Genomic DNA, 18749 nt, shown 5'->3' on the forward strand with positions numbered 1-18749 from the left:
TGTGACTTTGTTGTAATTCTATGCCTTTCCATTTAACCATTTATGTTCGAGACAAGTACGCATAAGTAATTTGGCTCGATGAATAATAATCCAATAATTAGACGAACTAATCTCAAATTCCTTACAAATAGTTTCCGAATCGGCTTCATGAATAAACTTTGCAACAAAAATGGGCTTTAGTTTTGGGGATAATTGGTTCAAACAATGTTCCAATGCCAATTGAAATTCACTGTTGGTAATGAGATAATCTGTGAATTGCTCGTTTTTACTAGGTGAATTATTTCCTTTCCAATGGTATTCTGAAAGGTATGACGGTTCAAAAAATGTTTGGTAGAATTGTTCGTCTGATGATTCCAAGTAATGTTTCAGGTTTTTAGAACCAGTGCTGGATTTTCGGTAATGATCAATTATTTTATTATTTAAAATACGCGTTAGCCACGTTTTTTCAGAACTTTCTCCTCTAAAATTGTCTAGATTTTGAAGTGCTGATAAAAAAGTGTCACTGACTAAATCCTTGGCTTGTTCTTTATCATTCACTTGAATACATGCTATTGAATAGAGATAATCGGCAAAGCGCTCTACCCATAATGCAGGTTCTGTATTTCTGTTGTTGTAGGAACTCATCAACGGCTAATTTAGTAATAAAGGACATGAATTATGCTCTAAACGCTTTCAATGCCTCCAACTCGAAGACGATTTTTTCCAAATCAACTTGAATGAATTGATATTCTTGTTTTGTAGTGAAAAATGGATTTTGAATAATTTGCTTCACAGGATTGAGATTAATATCATCTTCTCGACGCATGTTCTTGTAAAAGATAGTTTCTACTTCAGCCATGTAGCTATTCAATAAATTGGAAAGTTCTTCCGAATAGGGAATTTTTTCCAAACTAAATGACAAGCTGGTTACTTCGCGTGAGATGCGGATATTTGAACCAACTTTCGCAAAATTCACATTTAAATCTCGCTGTTGTGATTGAGGTTCTTCATACATGCGCTGCACACAGGCAAAAAGATTATTGTTTGCCGCTTCGGATAAGCGCCTACTTCGATGCCAAGTTATTCCTGGTGGAAGTTTCTTTTGATAATTTAAAACTGCCTGATTCAAGAAGTACAAATTCATGTTCAATGATTTATTGAGCAAGGAAGGGAAGCGTTGTTTTTCCCAAATCGGCCAAAAAGTAAAACTAATGATGATGGCAAGGATAGATCCGATTAGTGTGGAAAGAACTCGCCACCAAATTAAATCCCAAGAACCTTGTTTGGAAAGCTGCATCATAACAACCATCATGATTGTGACGAAGAAAACTCCCACTTTGTAGTTGTTTCGCAAGTAATATGCAACCAAGAAAGAAATGAAGATTAAGATTACAACGAATGCTTCGTGCTTGATGGGAAGTAACATAATTGCACCACCAACTAGAATTCCAGCAACAGTTCCAATAATTCGTTCAATTCCTTTTTTACGGGTAGCTCCGTAATAGGGTTGAATCACAATGAGTAACGTCAGTGCAATCCAATGGCCGTGATCGATTTTAAAAAATTTAAAAATAAAAACAGATAGAGCAAGCCCTAAACCAACTCGTAAGGAGTATTTAAACTGCTGTGAATCAATATTGAAAACTTCTCTCACAATCTGAACCATGACACGTGGTTGTAAACCAGCAATGAAATGGTTGAAAGAGAGTTTGTAATTTTCAAAATAGTTACTGCGTTTAAAATCGAGTTTTTGAGTCACTAAATCAATGGTGTTTTGCATTAATTCATGGCATTGTTCCAAATTGACAATCAATTGTTTCAGAATAATACGTTGGTCCAAATCAAATTCTTGATTTTTAAGTGTTTCTTTTAGGATTCCAACAGCAATTTCGAAGCGTTTGATTCGAATTTTAGCCATGGTTAAATCTTCTCCTCTGAAGGTGAAAATAACGATGGAAAGTCGAGCAGAGGCCTGAGAAAGTGAAGAAATTGTTTTGTAAAGAATGGATTGATTGGTTTGGAGCAAGGCATTTCCTCGGAGTGATTCCAATTCTTCGTGGATTACGCGAACACTCGCTCCAAAATAAGCAGCAGATTTGCGAACCTCCATCATTTGATCGTAATGATCTGCTTTTAAACGCGAGTTTTCCTTTCTCCGATTAAACAATTCGATGGATTTGTCGATAGCTGCTCGAATCTCAATTTCCTTGGCAGTAATGGTTCGAATATCTTGATTGTCGATTTCTAAATCGAGAAAGCTTTCCAATAGAGCATCTAAATATTCGGTATTTTTCTTCCAAATCGTTGCCAATGAACGCCTTAATGGATTGGATGCTGAAAAAGGAAATGAGATGAAAATAATGGCAATTGCCCAAATTGAACCAGCAATGATATACGATCCGTAAACCAACGATTCTCCAAAATTGGTTGGATTCGAAATGCCAAAAAGGTAGAAAAATCCTACACCAACTCCAATTGTGGAGCCATAATCACTCCAATTTCGAATCAATGCGGCAAATATGCCAATGACAAGCATTCCGATAACTGAAAGAATCATGGAATTACCAATGTTCATTCCGATAATTGCTGCAATTAATATGAGGATTGCTTCAACCAGTTGAATCAACATTTTGCGGTAGTGAGAACCGCGGTAATCAATTAGTGTAAGCATGTAAGCTCCGAAAGCCGCCCAGATAATGTGGTAAGAAAATCCAAAGAAAAGCGGAAAAACAATCAATGGAACATTCAACGCTAAAACTACCCGAATAGACCAACTAATTGTGGGTTCTAGGTATTCTTGTTGAAGAATCGTATTGAATTGTTTAATCGGTTGAAACCGCATATTGAAGTGAATTTCTTAACAAAGATAGCTACAAGCTTTTGAAAGAACTAATCACTTAATTGATTTTATAAAATCTTATACTTTCGCGATTTTTTTTATCTCGGAGCTCTTTTTTCCTTCAATCAGTAGTAGGTACAAACCGATTGGAAGATTGGTGATTTCTAAGAAACCAGAATCGTTGGTTTTGAATTGTTTAATGAGTTGTCCACCAATGGATAAAAGCGAAACTTTGGCATTTGCTTCTGTAATTAAGTTAAAATAATCTTTACTAGGGTTCGGAAATAGAAGTGATTCTTTAGGTGATTTCATTTCTGGAGTATATTGAAAGAAATCTGAAATGCGTGTTAGATTGTCATTTAATCCAGTTCCTAAATAAAATCGTCCATTCAATGCAAAACCTTTTGCTCCTTTCAAACCAGTTACTGGAAGAGCAGGTATCGCTCTCCATGTTTTGGTGTGATCTAAGTAAAAACAATCATTTTTAAAAATACTATTTTCATCCATTCCGCCACAAACGATTGCGCTCATTTCATTGCTAATAGCAGTTCCGTAAGATCTTAATCCAGCTGGAAGAGGGGGGAAGGAAGTCCACGTTTCTGTACTGGGATTAAATGAATACCACGAATTGGAGTAGGTAATTGGATTGATGTCAAACCCTTCACCAAAAATTCCTTCGTTGAATAATGAAAAACCTAAAACACTTCGATTTGGTCCTCCAGGATAATTACTCAATTGAATCCAAGAATCTAAATCTGGATTGTATTTCCAAAAATCAGCCAAAGTTGAATCTGCAGTGGTTCCCATTCCTAAATAAGCTGTATTTCTAATACTTGTAGCAGTTGCATGCCAGCGAGCGATTCCAGGAAAATTAGTTTTTTGACTCCAAGAATTCGTAAAAGCATCGTATTCCCAAACATCATTCAATGCTTGACTAAATTCTGAATATCCACCAACGATGTATGCTTTATTGTTAAGTGTAAAAACGCTTGAATATTGTCTTGCTATTCCTGGAAAAACGGATTTTTCATTCCATGAATTGGTTGATGCGTCGTATTGAAAGAGTTTATTACTTTCTGCAAATGTGCCCAAATATCCTGTAACAATGTATCCAGATCCATTCAGTGCAAAACAAATTCCATCGTCTCTACCAGCTGTCGGAACCGAAGTAACAGAAGTCCAAGTTTGGGCATGAATGAATGAACTAAGGAATAGGAACAGGAAAACAATTTGCTTCATTATAAACTTCTTTATTCTGCTTAACGAAGAAATGAAGGGAATCGTTTGTCTGGATTAAAATAATTGGGAACTTCACTTTGATTTTTACCACAAGGAAGAAGAATATAAGGGTTGTTTGTATGGAGTTGGCAGCTTCGCTGAATATTTTACCACAAGAAGATGTGAAATATCTGAAGACGAAGGCTTCTTCAATGAAGAAATAGCCTGAGGTAGAGACGAGGAGCACGAAGAATAGATGGATTGTTGGATGGAGTTTTCTTAGGTAAAGAAGGAACACAAAGATTGATCGTTCCTTATAGATGCAAAAAAAATCCTTGTGCTCTTTGCTCTTTGTGGTTAACCTCTTCGCAGATTTATGCCGGTGGAAACAAAAAAATCCCGCTAATCAATAACTAACGGGATTTTTAATAGTTCGTTTTCTAGAATTGTCTGAGAAGTAAATTCCTTGAGTGTTGCAATAGATAAAAGGAAAGCTTTGTCTAACTATAGATTGTTTTTTTTGTTAAAAAAAGTTAATTTATATATTGATTCCTATGAAATGTTTCCACTTTTTTTTTATTCTTACTTTACTTATTCATATAAATGGCCATTATTCACGTCTAAGTCAGCCTATAACCCAGCTGATTTTTAAATTGGGGGATCTAACAATTTAATCAAAATGAAAATTGCATTTTTATCGCTTTTCCTTTTAGGATCTGGCACTACATTGTTAGCTACAACAGCTTTGAATCGTACTAATTCATCTTATGATATTAATAATAAGAAGAAGATTCATATTGATATTACTTTGACATCTAAAAATGGTTGTAAGTTTCATATAGTTGGAAATTATAATTCATGGACAGGTAACTTTACTGGTAATGTTTATGCATCAGGAAAAAATGGTTGTCCAGAAGGGACTTTTACTTTTGGATTAGCTGTTCACGATGATGGAACTTCAGAAATGTTTGGCTCTAGGGCAATCATTGGAGTTTTCCAAAGTGACCGTGATATGTTGGAGGATTTTGTTGCATATTTACAATTAATGTAATTAACCTATTAAGAATTACCAAGCTTTTGAGTTTGGTAATTCTATTTTACTTTTTTGTTTAACTATGATTAAAATATGTTTCATTGGATTAATTGCCACTTGTTTATTTGGCTGTAGCAAGTTTGTGACCTATCATGCAACTTATTCCACTATTTCGATGGCTAAAATAAACCCCCAAGATTCACTCACATTTGAAGATTGGATTTCTATTGATACCAATCAAATTCAGTCAAATGGACGTTTAGTAATTGTTGAAAGAATGCAATGCTATTCGAATGGAAAATATGCGTATTTTGATAATAAATTCATCAAAAGTAGTCAAGGGATTGGGTCGGATGACGGCTCTTTGAAGCATGTTTTTTTGGATTACAGTAATCATGTTATTTACTTTTTAGACGATAAGACTGCCTTTAATTGTGATTTAGTCGCTCAAGTTGATTCCTCCGAAAATAGTAGTTCCCGGATATTTATGCAGGTCTTGAAAAAAGGTAATTCGGAAGCTCGTGTAAGTTTTGATAAAGAGGTTCCAAAAGAATTAAAGGGAAAGTATGTTAGTAATAGCAATGATTATGGAGTTATTCAAACAATATCGCCAAGTCAAAAAATGAATTTACTTGATTTTGAATTGTGTAAAACGATGAATTTGGATTCAATCTATAAAATTGCAAAAAGAGAGTGTGTTCTGAATAATAATACAACGATTGATCTATTATTTCCAAAGCTTAATTAAATAATAGTTCAGCTGTTTTGTTTTTGAATGACCACGAAGTACACAAGGCACAGGAAGATTATATTGAATAATCCTTGGTGCCTCGTGGTGATAACTATCTTGTTTCAGCAACTGCTTGCTGGATCAATTTTCCCACTTCGTGAATTTGCTCTTCGGTGATATTTAATGGAGGTGAAAGTCGGAAGCTGTATGGATGAGATAAGAACCAAAAGCTAATTACGCCATATTCCAATAGTTTATCTACGACTTTTGCTACACGTTCATCACTCGCCATGTCGCAGGCAAACATCATTCCTACACGGCGAATTTCAAAAATCTCGTCAATTTTTTGGAGGTAAGATTCTAATAAATAACCCAATTTTTCTACTTCGGCAAAGTTGATTTCTGATTCGAAGACTTCCAAGGTTCCCCAGGCTGCAGCATTTATCACTGGATTTCCACCAAAAGTGGTAATGTGACCCAACATAGGAGAGTGGCTCAGCTGATTCATATATTCGTATTTTGAAATGAATGCTCCAATTGGTAATCCACCTCCAAGTGCTTTTCCAAGTGTCAAAACATCTGGAATTACACCACTGTGCTCAAATGCAAACATTTTTCCAGTTCTTCCCATTCCGCATTGAATTTCATCGAAAATCAAGATTGCTCCAACTTCGCTGCACCGTTTGCGAAGTGCTTTCAAAAATTGGTCAGAAGCTTTTCGAACTCCAGCATCACCCTGTACAGTTTCTAAAATAACACCAGCTGTTCTAGTGGTAATTCGCTCTAAATCTTCTAAAACATTCAATTGAATAAAATCCACATCTGGCAAAAGCGGCCGAAAGGGATTTTTCTTCACTTCATTGGCTGAAACGCTGAGAGATCCGTGTGTATTTCCATGGTAAGAACCCTTAAATGCTATGAGTTGTGTTCGACCAGTAACACGCTTTGCTAGCTTTAAAGCTGCTTCATTGGCTTCTGTTCCAGAATTTACAGGATAAACACAATTCAATTCCGAAGGAAGAAACTTTCGGAGCAATCGCGCCATTTCTAAGGAAGAATCCTGAATAAATTCTCCATAAACCATTACGTGCAAGTATTTATTCAATTGTTCTTTGATGCGTTTGATTACTTGTGGATGTCGATTCCCGATATTGGTAACACCAACTCCCGAAATCATATCGGTGTAGCGTTTTCCTGATTTGTCGTAAATAAAAATCCCTTCCGCGGACTCAACATCAATTAAATACGGGAAGGGATTCGTTTGTCCTAAATGGTTTAAAAAGTCTTCTTTACGGTTTTCCATGCGATTTTTTATCGGGATGTTCTCCTCCTCTTCGATCTTTCAATCGGTCTAAAAGAGCACGTCTGAATTCATGTTCCAAACTTAAGAGTTTTAAGCTTCTTTTTTCACCAATAATCTTAATAAATTTCTCGCTGTACTCTTTTTTTAAATCCAATTCTTTCTGATCGTTTTCGAAAAGTGTATTGAGCTTTTTTCGAGCATCGTCATTGGAAATCTTATCTTCCGATTCTCTCAGTTCTTGATTGATTTTGCGACAAATTTGACGAAGTTCCTTCATCTTTCCATCCATTTCATTGTAAATTGGCCAAAATTTCTCTGCTTCAGAAGTTGTCAAGTTCAATTCTTTGGTAATAAAACCAACTTTTAATGCTTCGATTTTGTCTTCTTTTTCTTTGTCGTCTTGACCAAATACATTTGTTGCAAATGCAAGTGGAAGAAGGATCCAAATTAATTTCTGTATCATTTTTCTTAGTTTTTAACTTTCTATTAGTAAATATTCGTCCAATTCTGTTGATTCATTCTTCAAATAATCCATGATTTCTTCATCGTCAACACTTTCAAACAGCGTTTTTTTCGGGGAAGTATTTAATTGAGTGACATCATTTGTCGATTCTCGTTTTTCAGTACTTTCTATAAGTGAAGTATTGTCTATGTGAGAAACAATGACCTCAGAATCGAGGTCCTCAATGTGTTTATCCAAGTATTCATAAATTTCCTCGTTACTCACGGAAGATAAATTTACTGAATTAGATTGTTCTACAGAGTTTGGTGTATTCCAAGAGAAAAGAAGAGCAAACAAAAGAACTGCTGCAGCTGATCCCCAAACGTACCAGCGACGATAGATGGTGATAATCCGTGGTTCATTTTTCTTTTCCAAATAAGGATTGTCGATTTGGTTGAGGATATTCTGTTTCAAATCTTCAAAATACGAGTCAGAAGGAATTTGAATAGGAGTGACCTCTAAATCATCAATAATGTATTTGTTTTCTTGGTTCATAACTCTAAGACAATTTGTTTGTTCAATGGTTTAATTTCTGTTTTAAAAAATCTTCAATTTTTCCAACAGCATGGAAGTAATTGGCTTTCAATCCGCCAACAGAACCACCTGTTAGTTTGGAAATTTCTTCGTATTTCAAATCTTCAAAATATTTGTATTCGAAAACCAGGCGTTGTTTTTGGGGTAAAGTTTCGATCGCTTCGAAAAGAAGTTTTGTAATTTCTTCGGAATTCATTTTCCCATAGTGTTCCGATTGATGTGAAAAGGAAACGGTAGGTTCGTCAATATCAAAGCTTTTGTGTTTGTTTTCTTTTTTGAGGAAATGCACTGTTTCATTATAAGCAATGCGATACATCCATGAAAATAAAGCACTATTTCCTTGAAATTGGGTTCTGTGATTCCAAACTTTAATAAAAACTTCTTGAAGGATATCGTTGGTGATTTCATGGTTATTGACCCAACGACGAATAGTAGTATAGAGACGTTTACTGTGGATATCGACAATCCAGGTAAAGGCTTTGTAGGCTAAATCATCTTCCCGACGAAAATAAGTTATGATTGTATTTTCATCGGGAATTTGATTCATATTTTTATTTTCGTTTGATCACTTTTTTTACTGCTTCAACAATGTTTGGAGTATCCAAACCGTATTTTACCATTAATTCGTCTGGTGTTCCAGATTCTCCAAATGTATCATTCACTCCAACATATTCTTGAGGAGATGGCAAATGACGTGCAAGTACTTGCGCAACAGCATCTCCCAAACCTCCATTCAACATGTGTTCTTCTGCAGTAACGACACATTTCGTTTTACGAACTGAGTCTAAGATTGCTTTTTCGTCCAAAGGTTTAATCGTGTGCATATTTATTACTTCTGCACTGATTCCTTGTTCTGCTAATTGTTGTGCTGCTTCAATGGATTTCCAGACTAAATGCCCACAAGCAATGATAGTTACATCGGTTCCTTCAATCAATAAATCTGCTTTACCAATGATGAATTTCGCATCTGGTTGAACAAAAATTGGAACAACTGGTCTTCCAAAACGCAGGTAGACAGGTCCAAAATGATCTGCAATTGCCATTGTAGCTTGTTTCGTTTGATTGAAATCCGCAGGAACAATCACTGTCATATTTGGCAACATGCGCATCATTCCAATATCTTCCAATATTTGGTGAGTTGCGCCATCTTCACCTAAAGTTAATCCTGCATGAGAAGCACAGATTTTTACATTTTTCTGAGAGTATGCAACAGATTGGCGAATTTGATCGTAAACACGGCCAGTAGAGAAATTAGCGAAAGTTCCCGTGTAAGGAATTTTTCCACCAATAGTCATACCTGCAGCCATACCAATCATATTTGCTTCTGCAATACCAGCTTGAAAAAAGCGTTCAGGAAATTCCTTTAAGAATGCGTCCATCTTCAGAGAGCCCGTTAAATCAGCGCATAATGCAACCACATCTGGATTTTTGCGACCAATTTCTAATAAACCTTCACCAAAACCAGATCTGGTATCCTTTTTTCCTAAAATTTCAAATTGCTTCATTGCTATAAATTAATCGAAGTTGTTTTATTGGATTGTATTTTAAAATTCTTTTCAGTAGTGTAAGTAGTAGATTTCATTTGCTTTTGTCTAAAAACCAAGCGATAATTTCCTGGTTGAAGATAAATCAAGCCTTTCAAATTCACTTGGTCTAAGTTGCAAACCCATTCCGCATTTCCATTCTCTCGAATGACAAATATCTGAGCAGCTATCATTTTTGTTGCACTGTAATTCAATTGTCCAGGAGCTGGAAGATCGATTGTTTCAGTGGTACTTTGTTTGATTTGAACTGAATGATAAATTCGAGGAAGTGTCAGTAGTTCGACTTCGTAATTTCCTACGATGTATTTATCCGTTGATCCTACCAACTGGGTGTTCAATGTTTTTTCATCCGTTTTTTGATAAACCCTTGACAGTACCTGATAAGGACTTGTTGCATTCGTAAATCGCAGTTTAATAAATCCTTGTGGACAATCCGCTGGAATAATATTGTGAGTATTTTTAACTAGGGTGATGTTTTTTTTGTACACTTTCGGAATTGTATTCACCACCAAGTCATATTTAAAACTCGGATCCATTGTTAATGTATCTGGATTTCCTTGACGATTCAAGGTATGAACAAACGTATACATCAATTCTTGCGTCCCAGCTTTGTATAAGAACATTGTTACATCTGTTTCATTTGGAACCTTGTTGATATTGTTCAAATTGATTTGCGCAGTTGTATTGATTAGTGCTTTTGAGATAACCGTTTTCAATACATTATTAAAGGCCTCTTTTGTTTCTGCCTCCGAATAACTTCCGATACATTTAAACTGATCTAAATAGGTTAAGTCCAATCCAAGTCCAATTACAAAGGGTGTCACTTTTACTCCTTTATCATGCAGTTTTTTTGCAATCACACAAGGGTCATTGTCACAAGCTTCCAAACCATCTGTAATTAAAATGATGATATTTCGGGCATTTGTGTCTGGAAAATCGGATGCCGCCGCTTCTAAAGATCGAGCAATTGGAGTGGTACCTTTTGCTATAATTGTTCGAATTTTGTTGCGAACTTTCAAAAAGTTATCTGGTCCAAAAGGAACTTCCAATTTCGTGTCGTTGCAATCTTGGTATGTTGCTGTAATAGGGGATTGGTGTCCATAAACCCGCAATGCTATTTGCAAATTTGCAGAACCATCCAAACTATCAATAGTTTTTACTAGAAGTTCTTTAGCTGCTTCAATTCTTGTTTGTGCCCCCCAATTTGCATTCATAGAGTTAGAAGCATCCAATATGAATAATATACGCGTCAGTTCTTGTCCTTGAACCTTTGAAAAGCTCAAGAGAATAAAACTACAAATGACAGCGTAAAATTTCATTAATAATCTCCTAAAGTTTCTTCTAATTGGTCTAAAGCAAGTTGCAATTGTTCCGCATTTGGAGCAACACCATGCCATTTGTGAGAACCTACCATATAATCAACTCCTTGACCCATTTCAGTTTTCATAATAATGATAATTGGCTTTCCGTTACCTGTCATGTTTTTCGCTTTATTCAATGTTTCAATCAAATCTGAATAGTTGTGACCATCCATTTCCAGAACCTCCCAACCAAAAGCTTGCCATTTTCCTTTTAAGTCACCCAAAGAAAGTACATCATCCACATCACCATCAATTTGACGACCGTTGTAATCAACCGTTGCAATCAAATTATCTACTTTATTTGCGGCTGCATATAATGCTGCTTCCCAGATTTGACCTTCTTGTAATTCTCCATCGCCGTGAAGCGTATAGATTAAACGATCGTCGTTATTCAATTTTTTAGTTAGTGCAGCTCCAATTCCGTTTGAAAGTCCTTGCCCCAAAGAACCAGATGCCATTCGAACACCAGGGATTTTTTTATCGACACTTGGATGGCCTTGAAGCCGTGCATTTAATTTACGGAAAGTTCCTAATTCTTCAATTGGAAAATAACCTGCTCTTGCCAAAACAGAGTACCAAACAGGTGAAATATGCCCGTTTGAAAGGAAAAACAAATCTTCATCTTTTCCATCCATCGAAAAATGATCTGGATTGTGTTTCATGAATTCGAAGTAAAGCACTGTTAAAAAGTCAGTACAACCTAACGAACCTCCAGGATGACCTGAATTTACACCAGAAACCATACGAACGATGTCTCTTCTTACCTGTGTTGCAATTGCTTGTAATTGTTGAATTTCCATTGTTATTTCCTATTTTCAATGCAAATCTAAGGTTTATATTTGCTTCCACTTCTTTTTTTTTAACTACTTTTAAACGTTCATGCAACTCTTTTTTAATAGTAGGAGTCTAGAATAATAAATCACAAACTAATTAAACTATGATAAAGACAATACTCTCCGTTGGTTTTTTTCTTTGCTTGGGAATATCTTACGGACAGCAAACAACTAAACCTCCAATGAAACAAGTTGCATCGGATCAGACACCTCCTCCCTTAACAAAGGAAATGGAAGTTTATGCAGCGAAGAATGGAACGTACATCATAGTTCGTTCGGAAGGCAAAAAACTAACTCCGGATGGCGAAGTGACACTCGAAAAAGCAAAGTTGGTTGATCCCAAAGAAATCGGCGTAAAAATTATCAATAAAACTCAATATTTTACTATCGCCGGGACAAATGATTTGTTGGTAGTTAAATCAACGTGGATACTTGATAACGAAATGAAAAATTCTAACAGATGAGAATAAAGAAATTACTTTTAGCGATTGGAATATTGACGACAGGATTTACTTCCTTTTCTCAAATGACTATATCTGATGCCGACTATGTTGGAGTAAATCAATTGAATTGTACTGCATTATCAGCAGGCGGGCTTAACTTTATTGAGATGGCTGGAAACTATGCTCCTAACTTTAGTGATACTATTACATTTTGTCCTGATTTGAGTCAAGGAACAAAAGTTTCCATTGCATTTGCTACGAATATTGGTTATGAATTTGATATCCACCCTTCTGATACTTTGTATATTTACGATGGGCCGAATACTTCTGCACCTTTATTAACTGCTTCAAATTCAGCAACAAACCCTACTGGAGGTAACTGGCAAGCTACTTTTTTGAATAATCCAAGTGGATGTTTGACGGTGCGATTTAAGTCGGATGCTATAAATGAAGGAACAGGATGGTTAGCAAAAGTTGCTTGTGGTAATTTAGCTCAACCTTATTACCCGCATTTGGAAGCATTTGTTAATGGTAATCCTCAAAATCAGATTAATCCGATTGATACAGGTTATGTGAATGTTTGTTTGGGGGATAGTATTTTATTTGTTGCTAAACATTTATTTCCATACTCATTCGAATCTACAGGACATGGATATTTGCAGAATTTGAATAATATTAATTATAATTGGACTATTTCAAATGTTGGGCCGTTAGGAATTAATAATGACTCAATATGGTTTGTGCCAACTACGCGACAAGGTTTTTTTCTTGATTTGAAAACAACGGATATTTTCCCTCAATTAATGGGAATTACAGCGAAGATTCGAGTCTCAATTCTTCCTTCTTTTGCAACAGCTGGCCCAATTGAAGATACAATATGTTTAGGTGAAACAAATGTGTTAATTGGAGGGGTGACTGCACAAGATACTGCTGGTGTAGATGTTCCAGGAGGAGAGTTTTCAATTGGAGGGAATTTTGCTGGGTTAACTTTTTTGCCTGATGGAAATGGTTTATTGTATGAAACTACCATTACTATTGCTGGTTTGGGTTCAGGAACCGTAACACAAGCATCTGATATTGCCTCTATTTGTTTGGATATTGAACATTCCTTTATTGGAGATTTAGAAATCGCGTTAACTTGTCCTAATGGAACCATGGTTTCTTTAATGAATACATATTCTGATTTTACAGCAGCACCTAATAATGATGACTTAGTTCCCTTTGGATGTGCAGGTGGAGATATCTTTCTTGGTAGCGATACTGATGATGACGGTGGTGCACCTGGTTCTCCTGTTGAGACTTATTGTTTTAGTTTTGTCAATCCAGATTTTGGGACTATTTGTGCTAATTTAGGTAATACTTACCAAAATCCTTCAGGATTTTCATCGATGATTCCAGGAACATATACTCCAGATGGAAATTTCAGTAATTTTATTGGCTGTCCTTTAGATGGTGATTGGACAATTTCAGTTCAGGATAACCAGGGTCAGGATGATGGTTATATTTTCCAATGGGGGCTTGAATTTGACGCTTCGTTATATCCTAATTTTGAAACGTATCAAAATTATTATATAGATGGTTTCTGGAGTCCTTCTCCAAATATTATCTCCGGACAGAATGACACTTTAGTTGTTATCCAAACAACTGCACCGGGACACAGTTACTATACTTATAATGTGGTAGATGATTTCGGTTGTTCTTATGACACGACTTTTGATGTGTTCAGTTTACCATTACCAATTATTTTCCCTGATACATTAGCTTGTGATATGACTTTCCAAGTTGCAGGTACGCAAGCATTTGCTGGTGGAGTTTGGAGTGCAATACCAAATGGATTGAATTTCAGTTCTACAACGAATAATAATCCATTAATTACCACGAGTACAGCTGGAACATATACGGTCCGCTATGTCGATAATGCTTGTAGTGATACCGTCACCTCGACGATTATATTCCCGCCTTATCCGCAGATATTTAATGATACACTTCTTTGTGGTGATGATTTTCAAGTTGCAGGTACGTTTACTTATCCTACTGGAGGTTACTGGTCTGCAGTTTCACCAGAAGTATTCTTCTCCCCGAATAATGCTACTGTGAATCCTTTAATTGGGGCTACAACTAGTGGTCAATATACAGTTACTTATACGGATAGCGTTTGTAATAATTCGGTTTCCTCTCAAGTAACATTGTTCTTATTGCCTCAAATTTTCCCAGATACATCTGCTTGTAACTATATCTATAATGCCTCAGGTACAATTGCTGCAAATGGAGGTGTTTGGTCATCTGCAGACACGAACATACGTTTCCTTCCGAATGCAAATGTCTTGAATCCTACTATTACATCAAGCATTCCAGGTATTTTTGAAGTTACTTTTACTGACAATCAGTGTAACACTTCTGTTACTTCAGAAATTAACTTTATCAATTGGGCTTATGTAACGACAGTCGACACTGTAATCTGTATTGGATCTCAAATTTTGTTTTCTTCAGGACAATACCCGCAGAATGATAGTTATGTTTGGAGTGATGGTACAGTTGGTCATGATATCTTGGCTGGACCTGGTGTCTATACTGTAACGGCAACTAATGAATGTAATTCATCTTCTTCAACAATGACAATTGGTGGGAAAGTGTGTTACATTACTGCGCCAAATATCATTACATTATCTTCTGCTGTTGGTAATAATAAGTTTTTCCTTTCTTACGATGGTGTTGAAAAATTCCACATTTCAATCGTAAATAGATGGGGTAATTTAATTACTGAATATGATGATCCAGCAGCTGCTTGGGATGGTAAAGATTTAAACGGACAAGTTGTTTCTGAAGGAGTTTATTTCTACAACTTTACTGCAAAATTGCAAACTGGTGAAGAAATTCAACAACAAGGATTTGTTCAGGTATTCCATTAATATTAAATGATGTTAAAAGAAAGGCCTTGATTCAATAAAACGAATCAAGGCCTTTCTTATTTTTGTACATTCAATAGTTGTAGTATCGCTTTTTAAATTTTACAAATTAATACAAATGGAAGAACGCATAAGAGTAGGAGTGAATGGATTTGGAAGAATTGGACGTTATTTCAGTCGGTTAGCTTTGATGAACCCAAAAATAGAATTAGTAGCAGTTAATGATTTAGCTCCAATTTCAACATTGGTACATTTACTAAAGTACGATTCCATTCACGGAAGATTACATGATGAAATGGTTATCGATGGAAATCAATTGATTTTTAATCAAACTCAAAAAATAACTTTCTTACAACATAAGAATCCAGAAGAAATTCCTTGGGGAGATTTAGGCGTAGATATTGTGATTGAATCTACAGGATTGTTTCTAACTTCTGAAAAGGCTGGAGTTCATTTAAAATCGGGCGCTAAACGTGTTATTTTGAGTGCACCTTCTGAGGGAGATGATATCTTCAATGTAGTTATTGGTGTCAATGATCACTTAATTGCGGACGAACATAAAATTATTAGTAACGCTTCTTGCACAACGAATTCTGCTGCTCCACTGGTTGCCGTTTTGAAAGAGTTTTGTGATATTGAAGAAGCTTACATTACAACTATTCACAGCTACACATCGGACCAGCGATTGCATGATAGTCCTCACAAAGATTTGAGAAGAGCAAGATCAGCAGCTGTAAGTATTGTGCCAACATCAACGGGGGCGGCAAAAGCGATTACCCGTATTTTTCCAGAATTGGAAGGTAAAATGGGAGGCTGTGGAATGCGTGTTCCTGTTCCAGATGGTTCATTGACTGATTTGACTGTAATAGTGAAAGAAAATCCGCCAACAGTAGAGCAAATCAATACTGCATTCCGAAAAGCATCTGAATCTAATTTAAAAGGAATTCTTCGTTATACAGAAGATCCAATTGTTTCAGTTGATATTATTGGAGATCCCAATTCGTGTATTTTTGATAGTGAACTCACTTCTGTTATTGGAAATATGATCAAAGTGGTTGGTTGGTACGATAACGAAGCTGGTTTTTCGAATCGTTTGATTGATTTGGTGGTAAAATTGGGGTAATATTTATCGATATAAAAGTAGGGATGCGATGCATCACATCCCTACTTTTATATCATATTTACATTTTCAATACCCATGCACCAGGAACGGAACTTTGAATATTCGCAGCTTCTGTAGTTGCTTCGTTCAATGTAGCAAATCCTTTCACGCTTACACGATACATTCCACTGTTCATCGTTACAGAAGCTTCACCAAATCCTTTTGATTGTAGTTTTCCGGCCAATTTATTTGCATTCGTTTCTGAACCAAAAGATCCTGCAATTACATGGAAAGATTTAGAACTGTCAAATGTTCCAGATGAACTCGGTGTGCTTTTAGTGTTTTTAACGGGTTTCTTATTAACCGTAACAACTGGTTTTGGTTTAGGAGTGACTTTTGGAGTAGAAGTTTCCTTTGTAGGAGTAACTACCTTCTTGGGTTTCTCTACTACTTTCTCCTCTGGAAGTTGGTCTTCAACTACTTGAACTTGATCTTCTGGAATAGGTTCTGACTCTACTTCAGAATCACTATTTTCTTCCGTTTCGTCTTCCAATGTCTTCACATCTGAACTTCCTTTAGCAATATTGTCATTCTCACCAGCTAAATCAGCTAAAATTGGAAAGTCTTTCTTTAACGTATTGAAATTGACAGCAACAAAAATTCCTGAACCTAAAACAAGTACAAGGAATCCCCACAAAATGTATGAAAGTACAGATCGTTTTTTTCCTTCTTTCGCTGGCTTTACAACCTTTTCCTTTTTAACAGTTTCTTTTTGCTTCGTATTTTTATCATTCAAAGAACTTGGATTTCCCGCTGGAACTTTCGGCTCTTCTGTTTTAAGTGGAATAGGAATGATTGGGTCTTCCTTCTTCGGAGTCTCGGCTATTGGCGCAACAATTTTGGACTCTTTCGGTTTTTCAGCTACTGGAGGAATGACTGGATCAACCTTAGGTGTTTCCGAAGTTTCAGGCTCTTCCTTCTTAGAAGTCTCAACTACCGTTTGAACAGTTTTTACCTTTAGCTCTTCCTCTTTTTCAATTGAAGCTTCAGCCTTCGGAAGCGGTACTTTTTCTTCTTTAGTAGTTTCGATTATTGGAGAAACAATTTTGGACTCTTTTGGAAGCAGTGATTCCTCATCTTTGTGAGATGGTGTTTCAATCTTCGAAATCGGTGCTTTCTCTTGTTCAGCTGAATTAACTGACCACGCCTCAAATGCAATTTCACCATCGATTTTGATAAAACGACCAAATTGATACATGTCGTATGAATTTCCTTTATCTAATTCAGCTGTAACTTCACGAACAAACTTTGAAATTAGATTCGTAGCATCATTCAAGTCCATATTTTCTTTACTTGCAATGTGCTTAGCTAAAGTGCCGTCGTCGAACTTTAAATAAGGCATAAACAAGATTTCACCGCTGCTTTCATTGGTAACCGTTAGGGCTCCAAGACCAGGAATGATCAATGTTTTGACTTCTTTTAATAGTTGTAGCAAGTAATTATTCATGATGTGAAGTTTTGTTCTAATATAAAGTTTTTATCCAAATATGGAAGAGAAAGTCATGTGATCTTTTAGTCGAACCCCTTTTTCAGTCTGTTCAACTAGGCAACATTCATTCACACTATCATGTTCCAAAAAGAGGACCATTTCTTTAGCAGCTGCTTGATTTAAGAATTCTCCTTTTTCTCCCATCGTAATCAATGGACGAGTATCGTATCCCATTACATATGGAAGAGGAATATGACCAGTACTTGGTAATAAATCTGCCATAAAGACAAGTGTTTTATCTTGGTAATGAATGTGTGGAATCATCATGCTTTCTGTATGACCGTCTACAAACAAGACATCGAAGTTATTGAATACAGATTTCGTATAATTACCGGTTCTTTGAATGAATTTCAATTGTCCGCTTTCTTGCAAGGGAAGAATATTTTCGCTTAAAAAGGATGCTTTCTCTCGTGAATTAGGTTCTGTAGCCCAATTCCAATGATTTTCAGTACTCCAATAAATAGCATTTTTGAAAACTGTTTCTAGCTTCGTTCGGTCAGAATTCCATTTAACAGCTCCTCCACAATGATCGAAGTGAAGGTGAGATAGAAAAACATCGGTGATTTGATCTAATCCAAACCCCAATTTATTCAAGCTTTGCTCCAACGTTTTTGTGTCCGCTAGATAGTAGTGCGAAAAGAATTTTTCACTTTGTTTATCTCCAATTCCTGTATCTATCAGAATTAATTTGTTTCCATCTTCAATGAGCAAACAGCGCATAGACCAAGTACACAAATTATTGTCATCTGCAGGGTTTGTTTTTGACCAAAGGCTTTTTGGAACGACTCCAAACATTGCCCCACCATCTAATTTAAATGTGCCAGTTTCAATTGGGTAAATTTTCATCTTTTCGGTTTTGAAAGCATGAATCTA

17 protein-coding genes are annotated in these 18749 nt (G+C 36.0%); 5 read left to right on the forward strand and 12 right to left on the reverse strand.

Annotation, left to right across the window (positions count from 1 at the left end):
• Positions 1-18 precede the first annotated feature (18 nt).
• The 3 genes from FLUTA_RS16500 to FLUTA_RS20965 form a co-directional block, all read right to left on the reverse strand.
• Positions 19-624: a sigma-70 family RNA polymerase sigma factor gene (locus FLUTA_RS16500; RefSeq protein WP_013688040.1), complete on the reverse strand. Its 606-nt coding sequence runs from the start codon at positions 622-624 to the stop codon at positions 19-21.
• A gap of 31 nt (positions 625-655) precedes the next feature.
• On the reverse strand, positions 656-2821 hold the full coding sequence (locus tag FLUTA_RS16505; protein ID WP_013688041.1) for an FUSC family protein: 2166 nt from the start codon (positions 2819-2821) through the stop codon (positions 656-658).
• Positions 2822-2896: 75 nt separating this feature from the next.
• Positions 2897-4057: a T9SS C-terminal target domain-containing protein gene (locus tag FLUTA_RS20965; protein ID WP_013688042.1), complete on the reverse strand. Its 1161-nt coding sequence runs from the start codon at positions 4055-4057 to the stop codon at positions 2897-2899.
• 658 nt (positions 4058-4715) lie between these two features.
• Between FLUTA_RS20965 and FLUTA_RS16515 the strand changes: the two genes are divergently transcribed.
• Both FLUTA_RS16515 and FLUTA_RS16520 read left to right on the forward strand, forming a co-directional pair.
• A complete protein-coding gene (locus tag FLUTA_RS16515) occupies positions 4716-5087 on the forward strand; it encodes a hypothetical protein (RefSeq protein ID WP_013688043.1) in 372 nt (123 codons plus the stop codon).
• A 64-nt stretch (positions 5088-5151) separates the two neighbouring features.
• Positions 5152-5817 (forward strand): hypothetical protein, encoded by a 666-nt coding sequence (locus FLUTA_RS16520; protein WP_013688044.1) that lies wholly within the window; start codon positions 5152-5154, stop codon positions 5815-5817.
• Between the two features lie 94 nt (positions 5818-5911).
• On the opposite strand, the gene FLUTA_RS16525 is transcribed toward FLUTA_RS16520, so the two are convergent.
• Genes FLUTA_RS16525 through FLUTA_RS16555 form a run of 7 tightly spaced genes read right to left on the reverse strand, consistent with a single transcriptional unit; the run spans position 5912 to position 11843 of the window.
• Positions 5912-7102, reverse strand: coding sequence for an aspartate aminotransferase family protein (locus FLUTA_RS16525; RefSeq protein WP_013688045.1), 1191 nt, complete (start codon positions 7100-7102; stop codon positions 5912-5914).
• Positions 7089-7565, reverse strand: coding sequence for a hypothetical protein (locus tag FLUTA_RS16530; RefSeq protein ID WP_013688046.1), 477 nt, complete (start codon positions 7563-7565; stop codon positions 7089-7091). The genes FLUTA_RS16525 and FLUTA_RS16530 overlap by 14 nt, the downstream gene beginning before the upstream one ends.
• Positions 7566-7577: 12 nt before the next feature.
• A complete protein-coding gene (locus FLUTA_RS16535; RefSeq protein ID WP_013688047.1) occupies positions 7578-8099 on the reverse strand; it encodes a hypothetical protein in 522 nt (173 codons plus the stop codon).
• A gap of 22 nt (positions 8100-8121) precedes the next feature.
• Complete coding sequence (locus tag FLUTA_RS16540; protein ID WP_013688048.1) at positions 8122-8685, reverse strand: RNA polymerase sigma factor; 564 nt, start codon at positions 8683-8685, stop codon at positions 8122-8124.
• A 4-nt stretch (positions 8686-8689) separates the two neighbouring features.
• On the reverse strand, positions 8690-9643 hold the full coding sequence (locus FLUTA_RS16545; RefSeq protein ID WP_013688049.1) for a transketolase family protein: 954 nt from the start codon (positions 9641-9643) through the stop codon (positions 8690-8692).
• A 2-nt stretch (positions 9644-9645) separates the two neighbouring features.
• A complete protein-coding gene (locus FLUTA_RS16550) occupies positions 9646-11001 on the reverse strand; it encodes a vWA domain-containing protein (RefSeq protein WP_013688050.1) in 1356 nt (451 codons plus the stop codon).
• Positions 11001-11843: a transketolase gene (locus FLUTA_RS16555; protein ID WP_013688051.1), complete on the reverse strand. Its 843-nt coding sequence runs from the start codon at positions 11841-11843 to the stop codon at positions 11001-11003. Before FLUTA_RS16555 ends, FLUTA_RS16550 begins: the two co-directional genes overlap by 1 nt.
• Positions 11844-11980: 137 nt before the next feature.
• Between FLUTA_RS16555 and FLUTA_RS16560 the strand changes: the two genes are divergently transcribed.
• From FLUTA_RS16560 to gap, 3 genes are all read left to right on the forward strand, one after another.
• A complete protein-coding gene (locus tag FLUTA_RS16560) occupies positions 11981-12340 on the forward strand; it encodes a hypothetical protein (protein WP_013688052.1) in 360 nt (119 codons plus the stop codon).
• The gene (locus FLUTA_RS16565; RefSeq protein WP_013688053.1) at positions 12337-15228 is read left to right on the forward strand and encodes a proprotein convertase P-domain-containing protein; all 2892 of its coding nucleotides are present in this window, start codon (positions 12337-12339) and stop codon (positions 15226-15228) included. Before FLUTA_RS16560 ends, FLUTA_RS16565 begins: the two co-directional genes overlap by 4 nt.
• Before the next feature lie 115 nt (positions 15229-15343).
• Complete coding sequence (gene gap / locus FLUTA_RS16570) at positions 15344-16348, forward strand: type I glyceraldehyde-3-phosphate dehydrogenase (protein WP_013688054.1); 1005 nt, start codon at positions 15344-15346, stop codon at positions 16346-16348.
• 58 nt (positions 16349-16406) lie between these two features.
• On the opposite strand, the gene FLUTA_RS16575 is transcribed toward gap, so the two are convergent.
• Together FLUTA_RS16575 and FLUTA_RS16580 are read right to left on the reverse strand one after the other, a co-directional pair.
• Entirely contained in the window at positions 16407-17834 is a 1428-nt protein-coding gene (locus tag FLUTA_RS16575) for an SPOR domain-containing protein (protein WP_013688055.1), read from the reverse strand.
• 30 nt (positions 17835-17864) lie between these two features.
• Positions 17865-18722, reverse strand: coding sequence for an MBL fold metallo-hydrolase (locus FLUTA_RS16580; RefSeq protein WP_013688056.1), 858 nt, complete (start codon positions 18720-18722; stop codon positions 17865-17867).
• Between the last annotated feature and the right edge of the window lie 27 nt (positions 18723-18749).

Source organism: Fluviicola taffensis DSM 16823, assembly GCF_000194605.1.
GTDB classification, from domain to species: domain Bacteria; phylum Bacteroidota; class Bacteroidia; order Flavobacteriales_D; family Crocinitomicaceae; genus Fluviicola; species Fluviicola taffensis.